Source organism: Clostridium sp. DL1XJH146 (assembly GCF_054819755.1).
The window spans coordinates 50,856-69,458 of the sequence record NZ_JBTVVN010000016.1 but is presented as its reverse complement, the minus strand read 5'-3'; the positions used below and the strand labels follow the sequence as shown (position 1 = coordinate 69,458).

The window sequence follows — 18,603 nt, the reverse complement described above, 5'->3', positions numbered from 1 at the left end:
GAGAAACAAGCGATGCTTATATATCGCTTGTTTTAAATACTTAATTTATAATATAGTTATAGACCATTAAATAATGAAGGAAACTACCTAAAAGGATAAACAAATGAAAAATCTCGTGAAAACCAAATTTCCAAATTTTTATTTTTTTCGATTTTGTTGCATAAAAAATCGCTCCTATTGAGTAAGATAAACCGCCACCAAATAAAAGAATTAACCCGGTTGTAGGTAATATTTTATATAGTGGATAAATTACAAAGATTGCTGCCCAACCAAGCCCTAAATAGAAACTAGTATAAAGCCATCTAGGAGCATCTAACCAAATCAATTTTAATATTATTCCTGCGATAGCTAAAGTCCAAACGATAATTAATAGCAAGTATCCAGTAAAACCTTTTAAAGAAATTAGACAAATGGGAGTATATGTTGCTGCGATTAGGACGTAAATCATTGTATGGTCCAATTTTCTGAGAATTAATAATTTATTCTTTGAGCCTAAACTCCAATGATAGACTGTTGAAGCAGTATATAATCCAATTAACCCAATACTAAAAATTACTGAAGATATAATTTTTATATAATCTCCAGAGTTAATTGATACTACTAATAATAATATCAATCCGATAGCTGATAAAACGATTCCGATTAAATGGGTAATAGAGTTTATAGGTTCACGTATTGAATGGTTCATATAAGCACCTCCACACATAGTTTTAAAAACTAAGTTAAATTACATTAATATAATATCAAAGATAAAAGTTAAAGTCAACAAGTGATTACCTTTAATTTTGACACCTTGTTATTGATACTATATAATAAATTATATAGTATCAATAATTCATTTTTTATAGGTATTGGTTATATTTTTATTATTAGAGTTAGTTCATTGAAATTATTCATTACAAAAGTACGTTTTTATCGATAAAGGGGGGATAAGCTTATGAATAATTGGGAAAATTTATTATCACATAAATTAGTTAGAGCCGAGGATATTCCTAATATAGATTTATATATGGACCAAGTCACAGGATATTTAGAAAATACTTTAAAAAAGTTGAAAGTTGATAAAGAAGATAAAATTCTTACAAAAACTATGATTAATAATTATGTAAAGGCTAAGGTTATTGATAAACCAATAAAGAAAAAATATAATAAGAATCAAGTAATGGAATTAATAATGATTTATCATCTAAAGAATATTATTACTCTAGGTGAGATAGATGAAATGTTTTTTTTGCAAGATTTAAAAGCTACAGAAATAGAAAAGGATAAAGTCAGTGCAGAAAATAATATTATTGATAATGAAATTATAGAAGGGGTGTATGAAAGTTTTCTGGAAATACAAGAGCAAGTATTAGAAAACATTAATAGAGATTACGAAAAAAATATTGAATTAATTACATCTAATGATAAAAACGAAGCCATTAAATATATAACTAAATTAATATTAGAAGCAGATTTAAATAAAAGACTTGCAGAACTTATACTAAAGAATATGAGTAAGAAATGATAATAAGGCATAATACTTCAAATTATTTTGTACATGTATAGATAAACTACAATACAATTCTAATTATAATAATTTCATAATAATATAATAAAAATAAATTTAAATAATACTTATATAAAATTGAGTGTTATTTTTTTATTATTTAGGGAAGTATATTTTTCATATATAAGACCAAAATAGATATAGAAAGAGGAGGCGGTTTTATGAAAAAATTACTTTACATTACATGTAATTCAAAACCAGAAAACGAATCTACTAGTAAGAAAGTTGGAAGAGAATTTGTAAATAGATTTTTAGCAAAAAACAGTGATTTTGAATTAGATGAGTTAGATCTTTACAGTGAAGATATTCCAGAATTAGATTATAAATTATTTGAGCGCAGAGCAGAAACTGTAAAAGGAGAAGATTATGAGGCGTTATCTTCATCAGATAAAAAATCTGTAGATAGAATAAATCAATTAGCAGACCAATTTTTATCAGGAGATACTTATGTTTTTGCGGCACCTATGTGGAGTGTAAGTTTTCCTTCAAGATTAAAAAGATATATTGATTGTATTGTACAGAATAATAAAGTAATAAAAGTATCTCCAGAAGAAGTACATGGATTACTAGATGATAAAGAGAGAACTATGGTCTATATCCAATCATCAGGAGGAGTATATCCTAAAATTATAAATTGGAGAATGAATCATGGCGTAGAATATATTGAAGATATATTTAAGTTTTTAGGGGTTAAAAAATTTGAAAAAATATTAGTTCAAGGAACTGATATGCCCGATATAGGAGTGGAAAAGGCTATGCATAAAGCATATGGTGATATGGATAAAATAATAAACAAGGTAAGCCATGAGGATAAAATTAAAATTTAGATAATAGTATAATAGGGGATGATTTTCTAAAAGGGAATCATCCCCTATTATATTATGAAAATGATGTAAATAATTTTGTATGATTTAGCTTTATTCAGATTCCTCGTAGTCCAACTCATTGTTGGCTTTTAGGAAGTGTTTTTTCTCGAATTTTTTGATAAGTACAACTACAAGAATGATGATTACTGTTGTAGATATACATAGAAAATAGTAACCCATGCCAATTGCAATTCCTATACAAGCTACAATCCAAAGAGTAGCTGCTGTAGTAAGGCCACTAACAGAACCTTTATGATGTATGATTGTACCGGCACCTATAAAGCCTATACCAGAAATAACACCTGCAGACATTCGTCCGATATCAACTTTTATGGAAGCATTAAGTGCGGGATTGGCTGTTATCATATTTGTAGCTTCTTCAATCATAAGTATTTGTATTATTGATACAACACAGGAGCCAACGCATACTAACATATGGGTCCTAAGTCCAGCAGGTCTGTTTTTATATTCTCTTTCGAAACCTATAATACCACCAATTAATACTGAAATTATTAAACGAGTTAAAATTTCTATCTTAGTCATAATATTCTCCTATATTTTACATGAGTTTAATTTTAATATACTAAATTAATAAATTAATGTGAGATATTAGAAAAAAAAGAACTTAAAAAAATAAGTATATCATATATATAGTATTATAAATGGAATAATATTAGTTGTTGTTTGGAATAAAAGAATTTTACGAGAATATCCTATACTGTAGACAAATATTACATAAGAATTTTTATCTTAAAAATTCTATATTAGGGGTGTTTAAGTTGAAATGGAAAAATGAATTTATATCTATAACAATAGTGATTTTCTGTTTGATTAGCATTACTTCATGTGGCAATACTAAAAAAAATAATGAAGCTGTAAACGATGCAATAAATATTGATGCTCAAAATAATAAAAATAACATAGATGAAGACATTGAGAATAAAGAAGAGATTATAGAAAAAAATGATGAAAAATTAGAAAAAGATACTGATGATGAGTTCAATAAAGATGCTGAAAAAAGTAAATATAATGAAATAAATATGGTTTCTGTGAATGAATTAAATAGTAATGCAGAAAAGTATATGGACAAGTACGTTAAACTCCAAGGAACTATAGATTACATTGATGAAAAAGAAATAATATGTGAAATGATTATTAAGGATGGAAGTCAATTTATTGACGTAGAATATTATGATACAACGGATTATTTTAAAGGAGATTATATAACTATAGAAGGTATTGTTGCAAGTTATGCTTCGTACACATATAATGGGAAGCCTGCTTTAATGACAACAATCGAGGCTACTAAAATTGGAAATATTGTCTCAGCGGATGTTGTAGTTGAAACTAATTTAGTAGGAGGATATATTTTTGAAAAGAGTGATAAAGAAAAGTTGACATATACACAAATAAACTCTTTAGATAATTATTCACTAAAAATTGCAAGAAATGAGATATTTGCAAGACATGGGTATGATTTTAAATCTTCAGATTTGAAGGATTATTTTGCTAAGAAAGATTGGTATAAATCAAATGCTAATTATAAAGGAGAATTAAATCCTACTGAAACTTATAACGTTAACTTAATATTAAAAGAAGAAAATAATAGATAATAGTAACAATAGATAATTATAATGGATATAATAAAATAGACATAAGAATGTGTAATACTGCATTAGGAGGGTTATTTTGATTATTCATAAATCAGATATAGAAATTGATGTAAGAAAGATAAAAAATGGCCATGGAGAAGCTATAATTTATAAACTTTTGACAAAAGAGCAATTGAAGGAAAAAATATGTTTATTTAATACAATTATTTTGAAATCAGGAGTATCCGTTGGAAAACATGAGCACCAAGGTGATTATGAAATTTTTTATATATTAGAAGGAGGAGGTACTTTTAATGATAATGGTAAAGAAAAAAAAGTGCATAAAGGGGATGTAACAATAACTTATAGTGAAGAAACGCATGCACTTATAAATGATGGAATAGACGATTTGATAATTTTTGCATTAGTAGTAATAGAATAAATTATAATATCTAAAGTTACATTAAAGTGAAAATTTTTATTGTAGCTTTTTTTCTATATTTTGGTTTATAATATTAATATTGAAACTTAAATATATTTTAGGAGGATTAACATGATAAAAAGAAAAGATGATTTAGTAAACGTAACCAAGTGTTTAAGAGAAGGCAATGGGGAGGCTAATATACAAAATCTTTTATCAGTAGAAGAACTAGATAATAAAGGTAAACTATTTGCTAAGGTTGTTTTAAAACCTGGAGTATCAGTAGGAGAACATAATCATGATGGAGATTTTGAGGCGTATTACATATTAAAAGGTGAAGGTAAATATATTGATAACGGAGAGGAAAAAAGAGTTTATGCAGGGGATGTCACTTTAACAAAGAACGGAGAATCTCATTCAATGATCAATGATACGGAAGAAGATTTAGAGATGATTGCTTTGGTTATTAATAATTAAATGAAATTAATTCAACTTAGAGGATGTTGGCAATTATTTGTTGACAACAGCTTCAGTAATAATATGTATAAACTTCACATATATTTATGAATTGATCATTCTATTAGTATGATATAATTATGATAAATAAAAAAAATGGAGGTAGAATAGATGGGTTTATTTGATTTTGCAAGGAATCAATTTATAGAGGTAATTGAATGGACTGATAGTAGTACAAATCTTATGGTTTATAGATTTCCTGTAGCAGGAAAAGAAATTAAAATGGGAGCACAGCTTACAGTTAGAGAATCTCAAAAGGCTGTTTTTGTTAATGAAGGAGTTATTGCTGATGTATTTGAGCCAGGTAGATATACTTTAAATACAGAAAATTTACCTATATTAACAAAACTTAAGTCTTGGAAATATGGTTTCAATTCACCATTTAAAGCAGAAGTATATTTTGTAAATACAAAACAGTTTACTAATCAAAAGTGGGGTACTTCTAATCCTATAATGATGAGGGACCCAGAGTTTGGAATGTTAAGACTTAGAGGTTATGGGATTTATTCATATAGAGTTTCAAACCCTGTAGTTTTCTTAAAAGAATTATTTGGGACAAGTGCTTCTTTTGATACTGAAAGTATAGAAGGACAACTTAAGAGAATGATTTTATCTGGTATCACTGACTTGCTTGCTGAGTCAAAGATTGCTGCACTAGATTTAGCTATGTATTATGATGAGTTGAGTGAAAAAGCTAAAGAGAAAATGCAAGGGAAATTTGCTGACTTTGGATTTCAAATAACTTCTCTCTATATTGAAAACTTATCGCTTCCTGAAGAAGTAGAAAAAGTTTTAGATAAGAAAACTTCTATGGGGGTTTTGGGTAATATGAATCAATATACTCAATATCAGGCAGCAGAAGCTATTAGAGATGCTGCTCAAAATCAATCAGGTGGATTAGCATCAGCAGGTGCTGGCATAGGAGCAGGGGCAGCTATAGGAAATGCAATGGCAGGAGCTTTTGCAAATAATCAAAACAATAACAATGTAAAAACTCAAGTAGATAATTCACCTGCAAAGGTAAAGTGTCCACATTGTGGAGAGCCAGTGGAAAAAGAAGCTAAATTTTGCAGTTCTTGTGGAAAAACTATTCAAGTTAAGAAAGCACATTGTATAAGTTGTAATGCTGAGATAGAAGAAGGGGCAAAATTTTGTCCAGAATGTGGAGCAAAACAAATTACAGAAAAGATATGTAGTGAGTGTGGTGCGAAAAATACTCCTACAGCAAAATTTTGTGCTGAATGTGGCAATAAGTTGTAAAGATAATTAATAATGCACAATGCACAATGTACAATTTCGGATGATTTTGCTACGCAAAATCTTTAATTGAATAAAAGACATATTTTTAAATATAGTTTATATTTAGATTGTTTTTAAAATATATGAGTTTAGTTATTATAGTAAAGAAGAATATAAAGTGTAGTTTCTGGAGTATAGTTAAATATGATTTGATTAAATATTTGGAGAATTTTTTATTTAAATAAAGATTTTCTGACCAAAGGGAAGAAAATTATCATTAATTGTGCATTGTACATTGTGCATTGTGCATTGAATTAATCTGACCAAAGGGAAGAAAATCAACATTAATTGTGCATTGTGCATTGTGAATTGTGCATTGCCTTAAAAAGAGGTGTATTTTAGTGGAGGACTTTGAAAATAACGTTGAAAATACAGAAGCTAAAAAAGTTGAAGAAACTACAGTGACTAAGTGTCCAGCTTGTGGTAGCAATATGCTTTTTGATCCTGAAAGTGGTAATTTAAAATGTCCATATTGCTCGAATAAAAGTGAAATAGTAAGTGAGCAAAATAATTTAATAGAGAATGATTTTGAAGCAGCACTTGAAAATGTAGATAATAGCTGGGGTGAAGAGAAGAGAGTTTTTAAATGTGAAAATTGTGGGGCTGAATCTGTAATAGATAAAGACCGCACGGCGGAATTTTGCCCATTCTGTGGATCTTCACATATTGTTAATGATGACAAAGAAGTAGGTATAAAGCCAGCACTAGTTTTGCCATTTAAAATTACTAAAGATGATGCGCTTACAAAATTTAAAAGTTGGATAAAAGGTAGGCATTTTGCTCCAAATGAATTAAAAAAGGCACATAAGTTGAATAAAATAGTGGGTACATACATACCATATTGGACTTTTGATACTAATACTAACTCTAATTACACTGTTAGAATAGGTACATATTATTATGTGGAAGAAGCTCGTTGGGTAGAAGAAGATGGAAAACGTAAAAGAGTTACTGAAAGAGTAAGAAAGACAAGATGGAGGACAGAACAAGGATATTATAACCATTTTTATGATGATGTACTTGTAAATGCTTCTAAAAATGTAGCTAGTGGTCTTATTGATAGTATTGAACCATTTGATTTAAATGGTCTTTTAGATTATAGCCCTAATTATTTATCAGGATTTTTGGCTGAAAAATATTCTATTTCTCTTAAAGATGGATTTGAAGATGCTAAAAATGAAATTAATACGAAAATAAGAAATGGTATTAGAGGTCAAGTTTTTGGTGATGAAGTTCAAATTGTTAGTGTGCAAACTGATTATGAGGATATTACATATAAACATATTCTACTACCAGTTTGGGTATCTTCATTTAATTTTAAAAATAAAGTATATAGATTTTTAGTTAATGGACAAACAGGCAAAGTAAAAGGTAAGGCACCTGTGAGTGCTGTTAAAGTTATTTTTCTTGTCTTAACTATAATTATAGTAATTGCTATAATTATATTGTTAGTAGGTTAGGCACAATAAAAAAAGTAATATAGTGGTAAAAAAAGATTTGTTTTAAAATAGCTTACTATTAATAATACAGTTTTTAATATAATGGTTAACAATAATTGAAGCACAATTTAGAGGTTGAATTATCCTGTATTGTGCTTTTTAAGTATTTCATGAAAATCACTCCTTAGTTGTATTAAGAAACACAATTTATGCTCAAATATATTATATAATAAAAGAATTATAAATAAATTAAAATATTTAATTTAATACTAGAAATAGAAAGATTGTTGTAATATAATTAAAATGTAGCGTTGTACATAAAATGTAAAATAGTTACAAAAATTAAAAATCATATACTCTTTAATAGGGTGATAGGTTCTCAAAATATGAGGTGGTTTTTTGTATAATAATATCTTAAATAAAAATAATGTTTCTATAGATGGAGAGAAGAATATAAATTTTGAAACTCAATTTTTAGATTGTGAATTTAAAAGAACTAAAAATGATTTGAGGATATTTATAATATTTGTTTCCTTGTTTTATTTGTTGTTTAGTATCATGGATTATTTTTTCATAAAAGATAGTAAAGAATTATTATTTATTATTTTATTAAGGGCTTTAGTATTTTTTGTAGGGCTGTATTTGTTTTTTTTGATAAAGCAAGGTTATGAATACCAGGAAATCAAGTACAAGCTTTTATTTTTTGAGCTTTTATTTTGCAGTACATATATTGTTATTACTGGCTTCTATAATTATTATGATTATCTTGTACATTGTATGGAATTAATAATGATAGTAATTGGATTGTATTTTATACCTTTAAAATGGAAGATTAATTTTGAGGTTTCTATCGTTTTTACTTGTTTTTTCTTATTAATCAAATATATTAAGTTTAGTTTTGATGATATTTCATTACTTTATACTTCCATAGTATATCTTTTTGTGGTAATTAGTCTTATTGGTAAATTGACAAATGATAATTATAAATATAGAAAAAAACAATTTCAAAATAATTGTGAATTAATTGAGTTAACAATTACAGATAGGCTTACAAAGGTATATAATAGATTGAAATTTGAGAATGAATTAGTAAAATTAATTGATTTAAGCAAAGAAAAAAAAATTATATTTTCATTGATTATTTTTGATATCGACGATTTTAAGGAAGTTAATGATGCATACGGCCATTTAGTTGGAGATGAAGTATTGGTCAAAGTATGCCATTATGTAAATGAAGTTATAAGAGAGGGAGATATATTTGCTAGGTGGGGTGGAGAAGAATTTGCATTGCTTTTACCTAATTCCAATATTAATTCTGCTGTTTTTGTTGCAGAAAGAATTAAAAGTAAATTAGTAAATAGTAGCTTTCCTAATGATATATCCGTATCATGTAGCTTTGGCGTCGCTGAATATTGTGGGCAGTATAGTGGTGACGATTTAATTAAGCAAGTAGATAATTATTTATATAAAGCAAAAGAAGGAGGTAAAAATCAAATAGTTTTTAGTAATTTGTAAAAAGCTTTATAATCAAATATTCTAGAAGTAAAATGGAATAGATGTCATTGTACGTGCTTTATAAAATTTATATATAAATATCTGAAAACTCAATATGTACTTTTTCAATATGAGAGTTGTTATTGTTTGAGTGATTATTTTTTGATATTGGTATATTTGAAATTTGCCTTATTGGAAGATTAATAATAAATTCAGTGCCAATATTTACTTCTGAATTAAGCAATACTTCTCCATGGTGAGCGTCTACTAGTGCTTTTACTAATGAAAGTCCTATACCACTTCCCTTAAGTTCACTTGTTATGCATTTGCTTGCCTGTACAAATCTATCAAAAATATTATTTTGGTTATCATATGGAATTCCTATGCCATTATCCTTTATTGAAATACTTACAGTATCACTATTACTTGTGATATTAACGAGTATTTTTCCACCTTTATCTGTGAATTTAACAGCATTTGATAGAATATTTAAAATAATTCTTTCTATACTTTCAGGATCACAGGCTATAATTTGTTCCTCTTTGTTTGTGTCAAAAACTATTTCAATACCGGTATTTTCTATATAGTCAACTATAGAAAGTGTTATATTTTCAACCAACTCAATAATATTACAATTCTGAAAATTTAGTTTTAAATAGCCAGCTTCTAATTTTGATATGTCTAGTATGTTATTCACTAATCTAATTAATCTTAAACAATTTTGTCTCATAATATGAAGATATTTATCTTTCTTTTCTTTATCTAGAAAATCAGATGAAAAATTATCACTAGAGTTATTATTGATAACTTGGAGAGCACTGTAAATCACACTAATAGGTGTTTTTAATTCATGACAAATATTTGAAAAAAATTCTGCTTTAACTTTGTCACATTCTTTTGCATTTTTTAGTTGCTCATTTTTCTCTACTATTGCATCAATAAGTTGATTGTATTCTTTTTTAAAATATTCTTTTTGTTTTTTAATTGAATGTTCAAACTGCTTGCATGAAGTAATTAAAAAATTCATAATGTTATTAAATTTGGATTCATCCAACACTTTAATATCTAATATATAATCAAGAGATTTTTTTTTATCATTATTGTATTCTTTAATTTGTGATTTTAAAAAAGGTGTATTTGATTCTTCAAATATGAAATTACTAAGGCAAAGATAACATAGAACTTGATTATCTAATTTTATAGGTATAAATGCATGATATAGACCATTTGAACCTTTGTGAATATAGTATTCTTTCTCATTTATAGTATCTATAGTTTTTAAAATTTGATTAGAAATAATGCTAAAATTCATTAAAATTTGACTACAATAATTAGTATAAGATCTAGTTAATTCAATTGGAGAAAGTAATTCACCCTTTGAATCTAATATATAACATGGGATATTAGTTATATGATAAAAATTTATCATGTTTTTTTCTAATAGTTCTAAGTCTATTAAATCTAAGATTTTATAATTCATAACACACCTCTATATAATGGGAATTATAGTGTATTTAAATCAAATACAGTAATAATGTTAAATACAATAAGATTATATCATAATATAGATTAGAATACATATAAAGGTAGAAAATATTTAAACATTAATTTAATATTTTATTAAAAATTGATAAATTATATTTTAAAGTGTACAATAATTATAAATACAAACTGAGTAAAAAGAGATTTTTTTACACTTTAATTATTAATTTATTAATGAATAAATTAATAATTTGAACTATTGATAATTTGCTAGGAAAAATTAAGTTTCCACTTGGGAACTAAAAGATGGAGGTATTTTTTATGAAAATGTTTTTGAGTGATAATAATTCGGGAGCTCACGCTAAGGTATTAGAGGAGATAGTTAAGTGTAATATTGAACACGAAAGACCATATGGAAATGATATATACTCTGAGAAAGCAAAGGAAATAATAAGAGATATATTTGAGGTAGATGTAGATGTTTATTTTGTGGCAACAGGGACTGCAGCAAATGTTATTGGCCTCTCAGGTTTATTAAGGTCTTACGAAGGTATAATAGCACCAGAGAGTGCACACATAAATGAAGATGAATGTGGTGCTATGGAGAAATTTAGCGGAAATAAAATAATATATGTTGAAGGGGAAAAAGGTAAACTATCACTAGAAAAAGTACAAAAATTGATTAGTAGTTTTAGAGATGACGAGCATCAAGTCAAGCCTAAAATAATTTCAATAACTCAAGCTACTGAATTTGGAACAGTGTACGAAGCCTGCGAGATTAGGGAAATAGCAGAATTTGCTCATAAAAATAATATGTTGCTACATGTAGATGGAGCAAGGATAGCTAATGCCGCGGTTGCACTAGATGTTACTTTTAAAGAAATGATAGTGGATACTGGTGTTGATTTACTTTCATTTGGTGGAACAAAAAATGGAATGATGTTTGGAGAAGCTATTATTTGTTTTAGACCTGAACTATCAGAGCATTTTAAATTTATTAGAAAGCAGGGAATGCAATTAGTATCTAAAATGAGATTCATTTCAGCTCAATTTATTGCGTATTTAGAAGATGATTTATGGAAGGCGAATGCTAAGCAAGCTAATGATATGGCAAAATTATTAGAAGAAAATCTTAAAAAGTTTGAAGAAGTAAAATTAGAAGCAAAGGTTGAAACTAATATGATTTTTGCGTATTTCCCAAAAGAGTGGATAGAGCCGTTGCAAGAAAAATATCCTTTTTATGTAATTAATCCTGGTATTAATATGGTAAGATTGGTTACATCTTTTGATACAAAAAAAGAAGAGGTTGAAGAATTTATAAATATGATAAATGATTTAAGGAAACGAGGTTAGAAAGTGGAAGTAAAAGGGTAACTAATTTCATTTTTCAGCTACAGTAAGTATTGCTGGAGATAGGGATTTGTATGTTAGAGCTGCTGATGTTACTAATATTGTACAAGCTTCTGGATATGGAGTCTATAGTGTGGGTATTGTAGCAGAGGTATTAAATCCCGATGACGATGTTAATAATCATGCTGGATGGACGATTCAGATTGTTTATGCTAATGAAGCTTTACCCGTTAGAAATATGAGTGTGTATGTTGGGGCAGAAGTTTATTTTGATTTCTTAGGATTATCAGGAGTAGATATAAGTAATGAGGTTTTTGCATATGTTAAAGATGGAGCTACAGAAGAATATATCAAATTAAGATGTTGCTGTAGTAAAAATATAAATGTTAATATATATAATTGCAAAAAATAGGTAAGACAAAGAAGGGTTACTTCAATTTTAGAGTAATAGAAATACAAAGCTAATTTATTGTAATAATTTTTTAGTGTATACAATAGACTCTTAATCAGTAACTCTTAACTTTGTATCTTCTTCTCCTATTATTTTAATGCCAATTTCAATTTCTTTCAGAGATAATCTAGAGTAACTTAATCTCAGGGTATCATCAGGGGCATCGCTACAATAAAAAATATCCCCAGGTGTGAAAATTACATTTCTTTGGGTACATTTTTTAAGTAAATCTCTGGAATTAATATTATCTAGTTTTATAAATATAAATAGCCCACCATCCCCCCAAATGAATTTATGAGGAATAAGTTCTGTAGCTAGTCTTTTAGTATATATAAATTTTTCTCTATAAACATTTCTAATTCTTTTTACATATTTATCGAAATTACCTGAATTTAAATAGTCATATAATATTGCCTGGTCAAGAAAGGACGTATGTATATTTCTGCTTCTTTTTACACTTTCTAAAAGATTAATTAATTTTGGGTCAGCAAAAATCCATCCTATTCTGAGGCCTGGGAAAAGAATTTTAGATAAACTTCCTATATAAATAATAGAGTTATCATTGATACCAATTGCAGTCATTGGTGCTATATGGTCGCTTGAAAACTGTAATTCTTCATTAAAACCATCCTCTATTATAGGAATATTGAATTTTCTAAACATATCATAAACATCTTTTCTTTTTTTGTAGGACATAACTAGTCCAGTAGGATTGTGGTATGAAGGAACTAAAAAAGCAATTTTAACTTTATTTTCTTTTAGATTTTTTTCTAAAGAAGATAGGTCAATACCATTACTTGTCATTGGTATTCCTAAAATATTTAGTTTGTGAAGTTTCATTAATTTTATGGCAGTATTGTGAGTTGGATTTTCACATAGTATGGTATCTCCTTCAACTGTTAAGGAGGACAAAAGTATATCAAAAGCTTCAGTAAATCCATTAGTTATAAGGATTTTTTTATTAAAAATATTAACTCCTTTTTTGTGCATATATTGCATTAGATAATCTATGAGATTTTTATAGCCTTGTGCATAACCATAGTTTAGTATTTTTTCGCCTTCCTTGGAAATAACATTTAGAAAAGATCTTTTTACTTCTTCAATATCAAAAAAACTACCGTCTGGTGCAATGCTTTTGAAAGATATCATTCCTTTTTTATAGATTGTTTCCGTTTTCATAATGTCAAGCTGCTCTGCTAGTACAGAATAATCATTTATGGAATCATTCCAATTAAAATCCCAAGCTACTGAATCTTCAAGTTCAATGTTAGAAACAAAGTAGCCTTTATTTTTTATGCTATGAATTAAGTTATCTTCAGCTAACATATTGTAAGCATATATAACAGAATTTCTACTTATGTTTATAATACTAGAAAGCTCCCTTGTAGATGGGAGTTTACTACCACAGGGAAGCATGCCTGTTATTATCATTTTTTTTAAATGTTCGTAAATTTGAGTATATATTTTCTTTTTAGTGTCCAATTTAATATTAAAAATCATGATTACCTCATTTTCTTTTTAGAGTTAGTGATGAACTTATAATTTTATCTAATAGGGTTGTAAAGTTTAAACCATAAGCTTTTGCACTTTTGGGCAAAAGACTATTGCGAGTCATTCCTGGAAGTGTATCTATTTCTAAAACATAAATTCCTTTTTTGTTTATTATAAGATCAATTCTTGCGTAAACCTGTAGATTAAAAGAATCCCAGCATTTTAAGCAAATATCTTTGACTTTAGATTCTATATCAGAACTTAGTTTGATTACTTTCTCATCAGCTTTATTATTCCCATATTTAGACGAATAATCGAAAAAGGCAGAGTGCGGAGTTATTCCTAGCATAGGTAGTACTTCACCATTAAGAATACTACAAGTTATTTCATCCCCTTCAATAAATTCTTCAACTAAAATTTCATCATCATATTGAAAGGACGATGATAAACACTGATTTAATTCCTCTTCATTATTTACCTTGTAAACACCTATACTTGAACCTCCATTATTTGGTTTTATAAACAGAGGGAATTTAAGTTTATAGATTGCATCTAAATTTAAAGTGTCTTCTTTTTTTATTATAAACCAATTGGGAGTTTTAATCTTTTCATTATTGAATATTTTTTTACTCATATTTTTATTCATACATAAGGCACTAGAGAGTACGCCACATCCTGAGTAAGGTACATCCATAGTTTCTAGTAAAGATTGAATTTTACCATCTTCACCAAAGGCTCCGTGGAGAGCAATAAAAGCAAATTCAAGATTTCTAATTTGATCAATTAATTCATAGCGAGTATTTATTGAAACAGGAACTACTGTATATTTTTCTTTATCTAAATTTTTTATGATTTCTGCTCCAGTTAAAAGAGATACTTCTCTCTCAGAAGAGTCACCACCCATTATAACACCAACATTCATTCAATTTTCCTCCTTAAATATTAATATTCTCTAATACTATTTTAACTTATATTTAAAAAATAAAAAGAGCCACCTTTCTCTCTTTTTAGGGCAAAGATGGATTTCTTTTTTAAATATAGTGTGCAGTTTGCAGAGTGCTTTTTATTAAACATAGAGTGCAATTTGCAGAGTGCAGTTAAAAGATTAAAAGATTAAAAGATTAAAAGATTAAAAGATTAAAAGATTAAAAGATAATTAACAATGTACAATTATGTATGATGTTGCCGGTGCAAAAGCTTTGATTTAATATTCGTTTAGATTTACTAAAAAAATACTATTGTATAGGTATTTGATATATATGAGATAAAAGGGTATTAATTAATTGATGATCCTCGACAAATAGCGAGAATCATCAATCACTTCACAATTCACACTGAAAAAAAGCTTACTATTTTGTTTTTGACATCATATGTTTTGAAATAGATAGCACTCCGTTTCTGGGGAGAAATCTAACTAATTGGGATAATAAAAAGTTTTTATTGCCCACGATTTTCACTCTTTTGTTATGCATTAAAGCTGAATAGCCTTGTTTTGCAACCTCTTTTGGAGTAAGTAAATGTTGAAATATTCGTGATGAACTTGACCCTTTAGCGGTACTGGTAAAGTTAGAGTCAGTAGGACCTGGACATAGAGCTGTTACAGTTAATCCGTATTTTTCAAATTCTTTGCTTATACTTTCGCTGAAAGAAAGTATATATGATTTTGTTGCAAAATAAACAGCCATATAAGGTCCTGATTGAAAAGAGGCTGTTGATGCAATATTTAATATTCTACCATAACCGTTTTTAGCCATATCTCTAGCAAATAATTTAGTCATATGAGTAGTGCAACTAATATTTAAATTAATCATATCAAGTTCTTTTTCTAAATTTGTTTCTATAAAAGGTCCGTATGTACCAAAACCAGCATTATTTACTAGAACTGTAACTTCAATATTTTGAGATTTTAACTGCTCGTAAATTTCTTTTGGAGAGTTTCTCTGAGATAAATCTTTTTTTATAATAATAGTTTTTATTTTGTACATTTTTTCAAAAAATATAGAAGCAGATTTTAATGTTTCATAATCTCTTGCCACTAAAATTAGATTATAGCCATCTTTTGCGAATAGATTTGCTAATTCCAAACCGATGCCTTTATTTCCACCTGTAATAAGAGCAAAGTTATTATTCATTTAATCACCGTCCTCATTATATATTTTTAGTTTTATATAATAAAATATACAATTTTTGATATAATGAAAGAGTACAGATAAACTTGCATATATATAAATAAGTAGCTTTATTGATTTAATATGTAAAACTCATTAATTTGTAAGAGGATTGAATTTTATTTAAAATATTATATAAAGGTGGTATATAATGAGATATAAGATTAGAGAAAAAATTTTTAGTTTTGGCGATAATTTCACTGTTAAAGATGAAGATGATAGAGATATTTTTAAAGTTAAAGGTAAGGTTTTTGCAATAGGAGATAAACTTAGATTATATGATATGCAAGAAAAAGAAATTTCTTATATTGAGCAAAAGGTTTTAAGATTACTTCCTGAATATAATATTTATATGAATGGAATGTCAGTTGCTAAAGTAAAGAAGCAGATTTCATTTTTTAAAGCTAAATTTAATATTGAAAGTAGTTTTGGGGATTATTCAGTTGAGGGAGATGTTTTCTCTCATGAATTTAATGTTCTAAGAAATGGGACTGTAGTTGCTAGAGTGTCTAAGAAATGGTTTAGTCTTTCTGATACTTACTCAGTTGATGTTTCAGACAGTGAGAATCAAGGCTTTATGGTATCACTTGTGATTGTAATTGACCAAGTTATTCACGATGATGAGAATAAGAATTAAGTTTTACTGTGAAAACTTCGTAGTTTGACTTTTCATATAAATAATTTATATTTTACCTATTATATGGTGTATTATTTTTAAATAATACAGAGGGAGATTTTTATGAGTGCAGGTGTTCTTAACTAAACAAATTTGATATTTTAATAAAGTATACTTAAAAGTATAAATCTTGTTAAAAATTTTTTCTTGGAGCAAGCTTTTTGTGATATTTATTAGAAATATATGGTTTATAGTTCGACTAATTATTTATTCATGTCCAAAACTAGTAGAATCGTCTAGCTTTTGGAACAAGTATAAATATAGTTTTACAATGGATACCCTATAGTTAAGAATACTACAGGCTTATTATATATAATGGTTAAAAGCATAATTTAAAATATATATTTTATTTTTCATAAGGATTATATTATTCTATTCTTCATTTAAAATAGGTGATTGTGTATATATCAATACAATGGAAAGAACAGGTATAGTATACGAAGAAGAAGAATTAAATTTAAAAGATAAAATAGTGTGAAGAGTGAAATGTGAAGTTAAGGATGATTTTGCTACGCAAAATCGACTAATAAATTAAAAGATTTCCGAAGAATGAGGAAATCATCCATCATTTCACACTTCACATTTCACACTTTTTAAAATAAACCTTTTTAATATAACAATACTTTATAAATCAGCATTATTATAAAAAAAGGATTTGGTGATCTTATGGGGATAAACAATAATAGAAGAATTATTCATGTGGATATGGATGCTTTTTTTGCTGCTGTTGAGCAACATGATAATCCAAAATTGAAGGGCAGACCTGTTATAGTTGGGGGGACAAGTAATAGAGGGGTAGTATCTACTTGTTCTTATGAAGCGAGAAAGTTTGGGGTTCATTCTGCAATGCCTATTTTTATGGCAAAATCAAAATGCCCAAATGGAGTATACGTGCCCGTAAGATATGGAAGGTATAAAGAAGTTTCAAGGCAAGTTTTTGAAATATTATATAGAGTAACGGATAGAGTAGAGCCACTTTCTATTGATGAAGCTTATTTAGATGTCACTGATGTTAAACTAGAGTCTATTAAAATAGCAAATTGGATTAAAAGAGAGGTTTTAAGAAATACGGGACTAACTATTTCTGCAGGTATATCTTATAATAAATTTTTAGCTAAAATTGCTTCTGATTGGAATAAACCAAATGGTATAAAAGAAATAAATCAAGATATGATACCAGAAATATTAAAGCCTTTATCTATTGATAAAATATATGGACTTGGTAAAAAATCAGTTCAAAAATTAAATAATATAGGAATATATAAAGTTGAAGAATTACTGAAGTTAGAAGAAGATTTTTTTGTAGAGTATTTTGGTAAATACGGCAATGAAATTTATTGGAGGATAAGAGGAATAGATAATAGGAATGTTAAAGTTGAACGAAATATTAAATCTATTGGAAGAGAAAGTACCCTTAAGGAAGATACTAAAGATAAAGAAAATCTAAAAGAGTATTTAAAAGATTTTTCTAGTAATATAGAAAAATCGTTATATGCAAGAAATTTATATTGTAAGACAATAACGGTTAAATACAAAACAGCAAGTTTTCAAGGACATACTAAGAGTAAAACTGTTATTGAAAATATTAGCGGTAAAAAAGAAATATATAAGGTTGCTACGGAAATTTTAGAAGAATTATATATAGAAGAAGAAATTAGATTAATAGGGTTATCTGTAACTAATCTATATGAAAAAACTATAGAACAAATTTCTTTTTTATAATCTGTAACATATTGAAGATACAATGAAAAATTCAAAAAAAGATTCTTGTATTGTTAAAAATTTTTTGATAAAATATAATTAATATAG

Annotated in this window: 18 protein-coding genes; 12 read left to right on the top strand and 6 right to left on the bottom strand. The window is 27.3% G+C overall.

Annotated elements, in window-relative coordinates:
- Nucleotides 1-40 precede the first annotated feature (40 nt).
- The gene (trhA, locus tag ACVHXK_RS09715; protein WP_461206193.1) at nucleotides 41-688 is read right to left on the bottom strand and encodes a PAQR family membrane homeostasis protein TrhA; all 648 of its coding nucleotides are present in this window, start codon (nucleotides 686-688) and stop codon (nucleotides 41-43) included.
- Between the two features lie 249 nt (nucleotides 689-937).
- On the opposite strand from trhA, the gene ACVHXK_RS09710 reads away from it, so the two are divergent.
- Together ACVHXK_RS09710 and ACVHXK_RS09705 are read left to right on the top strand one after the other, a co-directional pair.
- Nucleotides 938-1,507 carry a DUF1836 domain-containing protein gene (locus tag ACVHXK_RS09710; RefSeq protein ID WP_461206192.1) on the top strand — a complete coding sequence of 190 codons (570 nt, stop codon included), beginning with the start codon at nucleotides 938-940 and terminating at the stop codon, nucleotides 1,505-1,507.
- Between the two features lie 203 nt (nucleotides 1,508-1,710).
- Nucleotides 1,711-2,376 carry an FMN-dependent NADH-azoreductase gene (locus ACVHXK_RS09705; protein ID WP_461206191.1) on the top strand — a complete coding sequence of 222 codons (666 nt, stop codon included), beginning with the start codon at nucleotides 1,711-1,713 and terminating at the stop codon, nucleotides 2,374-2,376.
- A gap of 90 nt (nucleotides 2,377-2,466) precedes the next feature.
- Here ACVHXK_RS09705 and ACVHXK_RS09700 read toward each other — a convergent pair whose 3' ends face one another.
- Nucleotides 2,467-2,958 carry an MgtC/SapB family protein gene (locus ACVHXK_RS09700; protein WP_461206190.1) on the bottom strand — a complete coding sequence of 164 codons (492 nt, stop codon included), beginning with the start codon at nucleotides 2,956-2,958 and terminating at the stop codon, nucleotides 2,467-2,469.
- Between the two features lie 236 nt (nucleotides 2,959-3,194).
- On the opposite strand from ACVHXK_RS09700, the gene ACVHXK_RS09695 reads away from it, so the two are divergent.
- The 6 genes from ACVHXK_RS09695 to ACVHXK_RS09670 all read left to right on the top strand — a co-directional run bounded on the left by ACVHXK_RS09695 (nucleotide 3,195) and on the right by ACVHXK_RS09670 (nucleotide 9,197).
- On the top strand, nucleotides 3,195-4,028 hold the full coding sequence (locus ACVHXK_RS09695; RefSeq protein ID WP_461206189.1) for a YARHG domain-containing protein: 834 nt from the start codon (nucleotides 3,195-3,197) through the stop codon (nucleotides 4,026-4,028).
- Between the two features lie 76 nt (nucleotides 4,029-4,104).
- Entirely contained in the window at nucleotides 4,105-4,449 is a 345-nt protein-coding gene (locus ACVHXK_RS09690; protein WP_461206188.1) for a cupin domain-containing protein, read from the top strand.
- A gap of 111 nt (nucleotides 4,450-4,560) precedes the next feature.
- On the top strand, nucleotides 4,561-4,905 hold the full coding sequence (locus ACVHXK_RS09685; RefSeq protein ID WP_461206187.1) for a cupin domain-containing protein: 345 nt from the start codon (nucleotides 4,561-4,563) through the stop codon (nucleotides 4,903-4,905).
- 150 nt (nucleotides 4,906-5,055) lie between these two features.
- A complete protein-coding gene (locus tag ACVHXK_RS09680; protein WP_461206186.1) occupies nucleotides 5,056-6,204 on the top strand; it encodes an SPFH domain-containing protein in 1,149 nt (382 codons plus the stop codon).
- 380 nt (nucleotides 6,205-6,584) lie between these two features.
- Nucleotides 6,585-7,703, top strand: coding sequence for a TFIIB-type zinc ribbon-containing protein (locus tag ACVHXK_RS09675; protein ID WP_461206185.1), 1,119 nt, complete (start codon nucleotides 6,585-6,587; stop codon nucleotides 7,701-7,703).
- A 378-nt stretch (nucleotides 7,704-8,081) separates the two neighbouring features.
- Nucleotides 8,082-9,197, top strand: a complete 1,116-nt coding sequence (locus ACVHXK_RS09670) for a GGDEF domain-containing protein (protein WP_461206184.1) — start codon at nucleotides 8,082-8,084, stop codon at nucleotides 9,195-9,197.
- Nucleotides 9,198-9,264: 67 nt separating this feature from the next.
- Here ACVHXK_RS09670 and ACVHXK_RS09665 read toward each other — a convergent pair whose 3' ends face one another.
- Entirely contained in the window at nucleotides 9,265-10,656 is a 1,392-nt protein-coding gene (locus ACVHXK_RS09665) for a sensor histidine kinase (RefSeq protein WP_461206183.1), read from the bottom strand.
- A gap of 323 nt (nucleotides 10,657-10,979) precedes the next feature.
- Between ACVHXK_RS09665 and ACVHXK_RS09660 the strand changes: the two genes are divergently transcribed.
- Complete coding sequence (locus ACVHXK_RS09660) at nucleotides 10,980-12,011, top strand: threonine aldolase family protein (protein ID WP_461206182.1); 1,032 nt, start codon at nucleotides 10,980-10,982, stop codon at nucleotides 12,009-12,011.
- Nucleotides 12,012-12,078: 67 nt separating this feature from the next.
- On the top strand, nucleotides 12,079-12,420 hold the full coding sequence (locus ACVHXK_RS09655; protein ID WP_461206181.1) for a hypothetical protein: 342 nt from the start codon (nucleotides 12,079-12,081) through the stop codon (nucleotides 12,418-12,420).
- Nucleotides 12,421-12,510: 90 nt separating this feature from the next.
- Here ACVHXK_RS09655 and ACVHXK_RS09650 read toward each other — a convergent pair whose 3' ends face one another.
- The 3 genes from ACVHXK_RS09650 to ACVHXK_RS09640 form a co-directional block, all read right to left on the bottom strand.
- Entirely contained in the window at nucleotides 12,511-13,959 is a 1,449-nt protein-coding gene (locus ACVHXK_RS09650) for an aminotransferase-like domain-containing protein (RefSeq protein WP_461206180.1), read from the bottom strand.
- A gap of 7 nt (nucleotides 13,960-13,966) precedes the next feature.
- Nucleotides 13,967-14,872, bottom strand: coding sequence for a D-alanine--D-alanine ligase (locus tag ACVHXK_RS09645; protein ID WP_461206179.1), 906 nt, complete (start codon nucleotides 14,870-14,872; stop codon nucleotides 13,967-13,969).
- Nucleotides 14,873-15,299: 427 nt separating this feature from the next.
- Entirely contained in the window at nucleotides 15,300-16,082 is a 783-nt protein-coding gene (locus tag ACVHXK_RS09640) for an SDR family NAD(P)-dependent oxidoreductase (protein WP_461206178.1), read from the bottom strand.
- Nucleotides 16,083-16,269: 187 nt separating this feature from the next.
- Between ACVHXK_RS09640 and ACVHXK_RS09635 the strand changes: the two genes are divergently transcribed.
- Nucleotides 16,270-16,755, top strand: a complete 486-nt coding sequence (locus ACVHXK_RS09635) for an LURP-one-related/scramblase family protein (RefSeq protein ID WP_461206177.1) — start codon at nucleotides 16,270-16,272, stop codon at nucleotides 16,753-16,755.
- A 705-nt stretch (nucleotides 16,756-17,460) separates the two neighbouring features.
- Nucleotides 17,461-18,516 carry a DNA polymerase IV gene (locus tag ACVHXK_RS09630; protein WP_461206176.1) on the top strand — a complete coding sequence of 352 codons (1,056 nt, stop codon included), beginning with the start codon at nucleotides 17,461-17,463 and terminating at the stop codon, nucleotides 18,514-18,516.
- The last annotated feature ends 87 nt before the right edge of the window (nucleotides 18,517-18,603 follow it).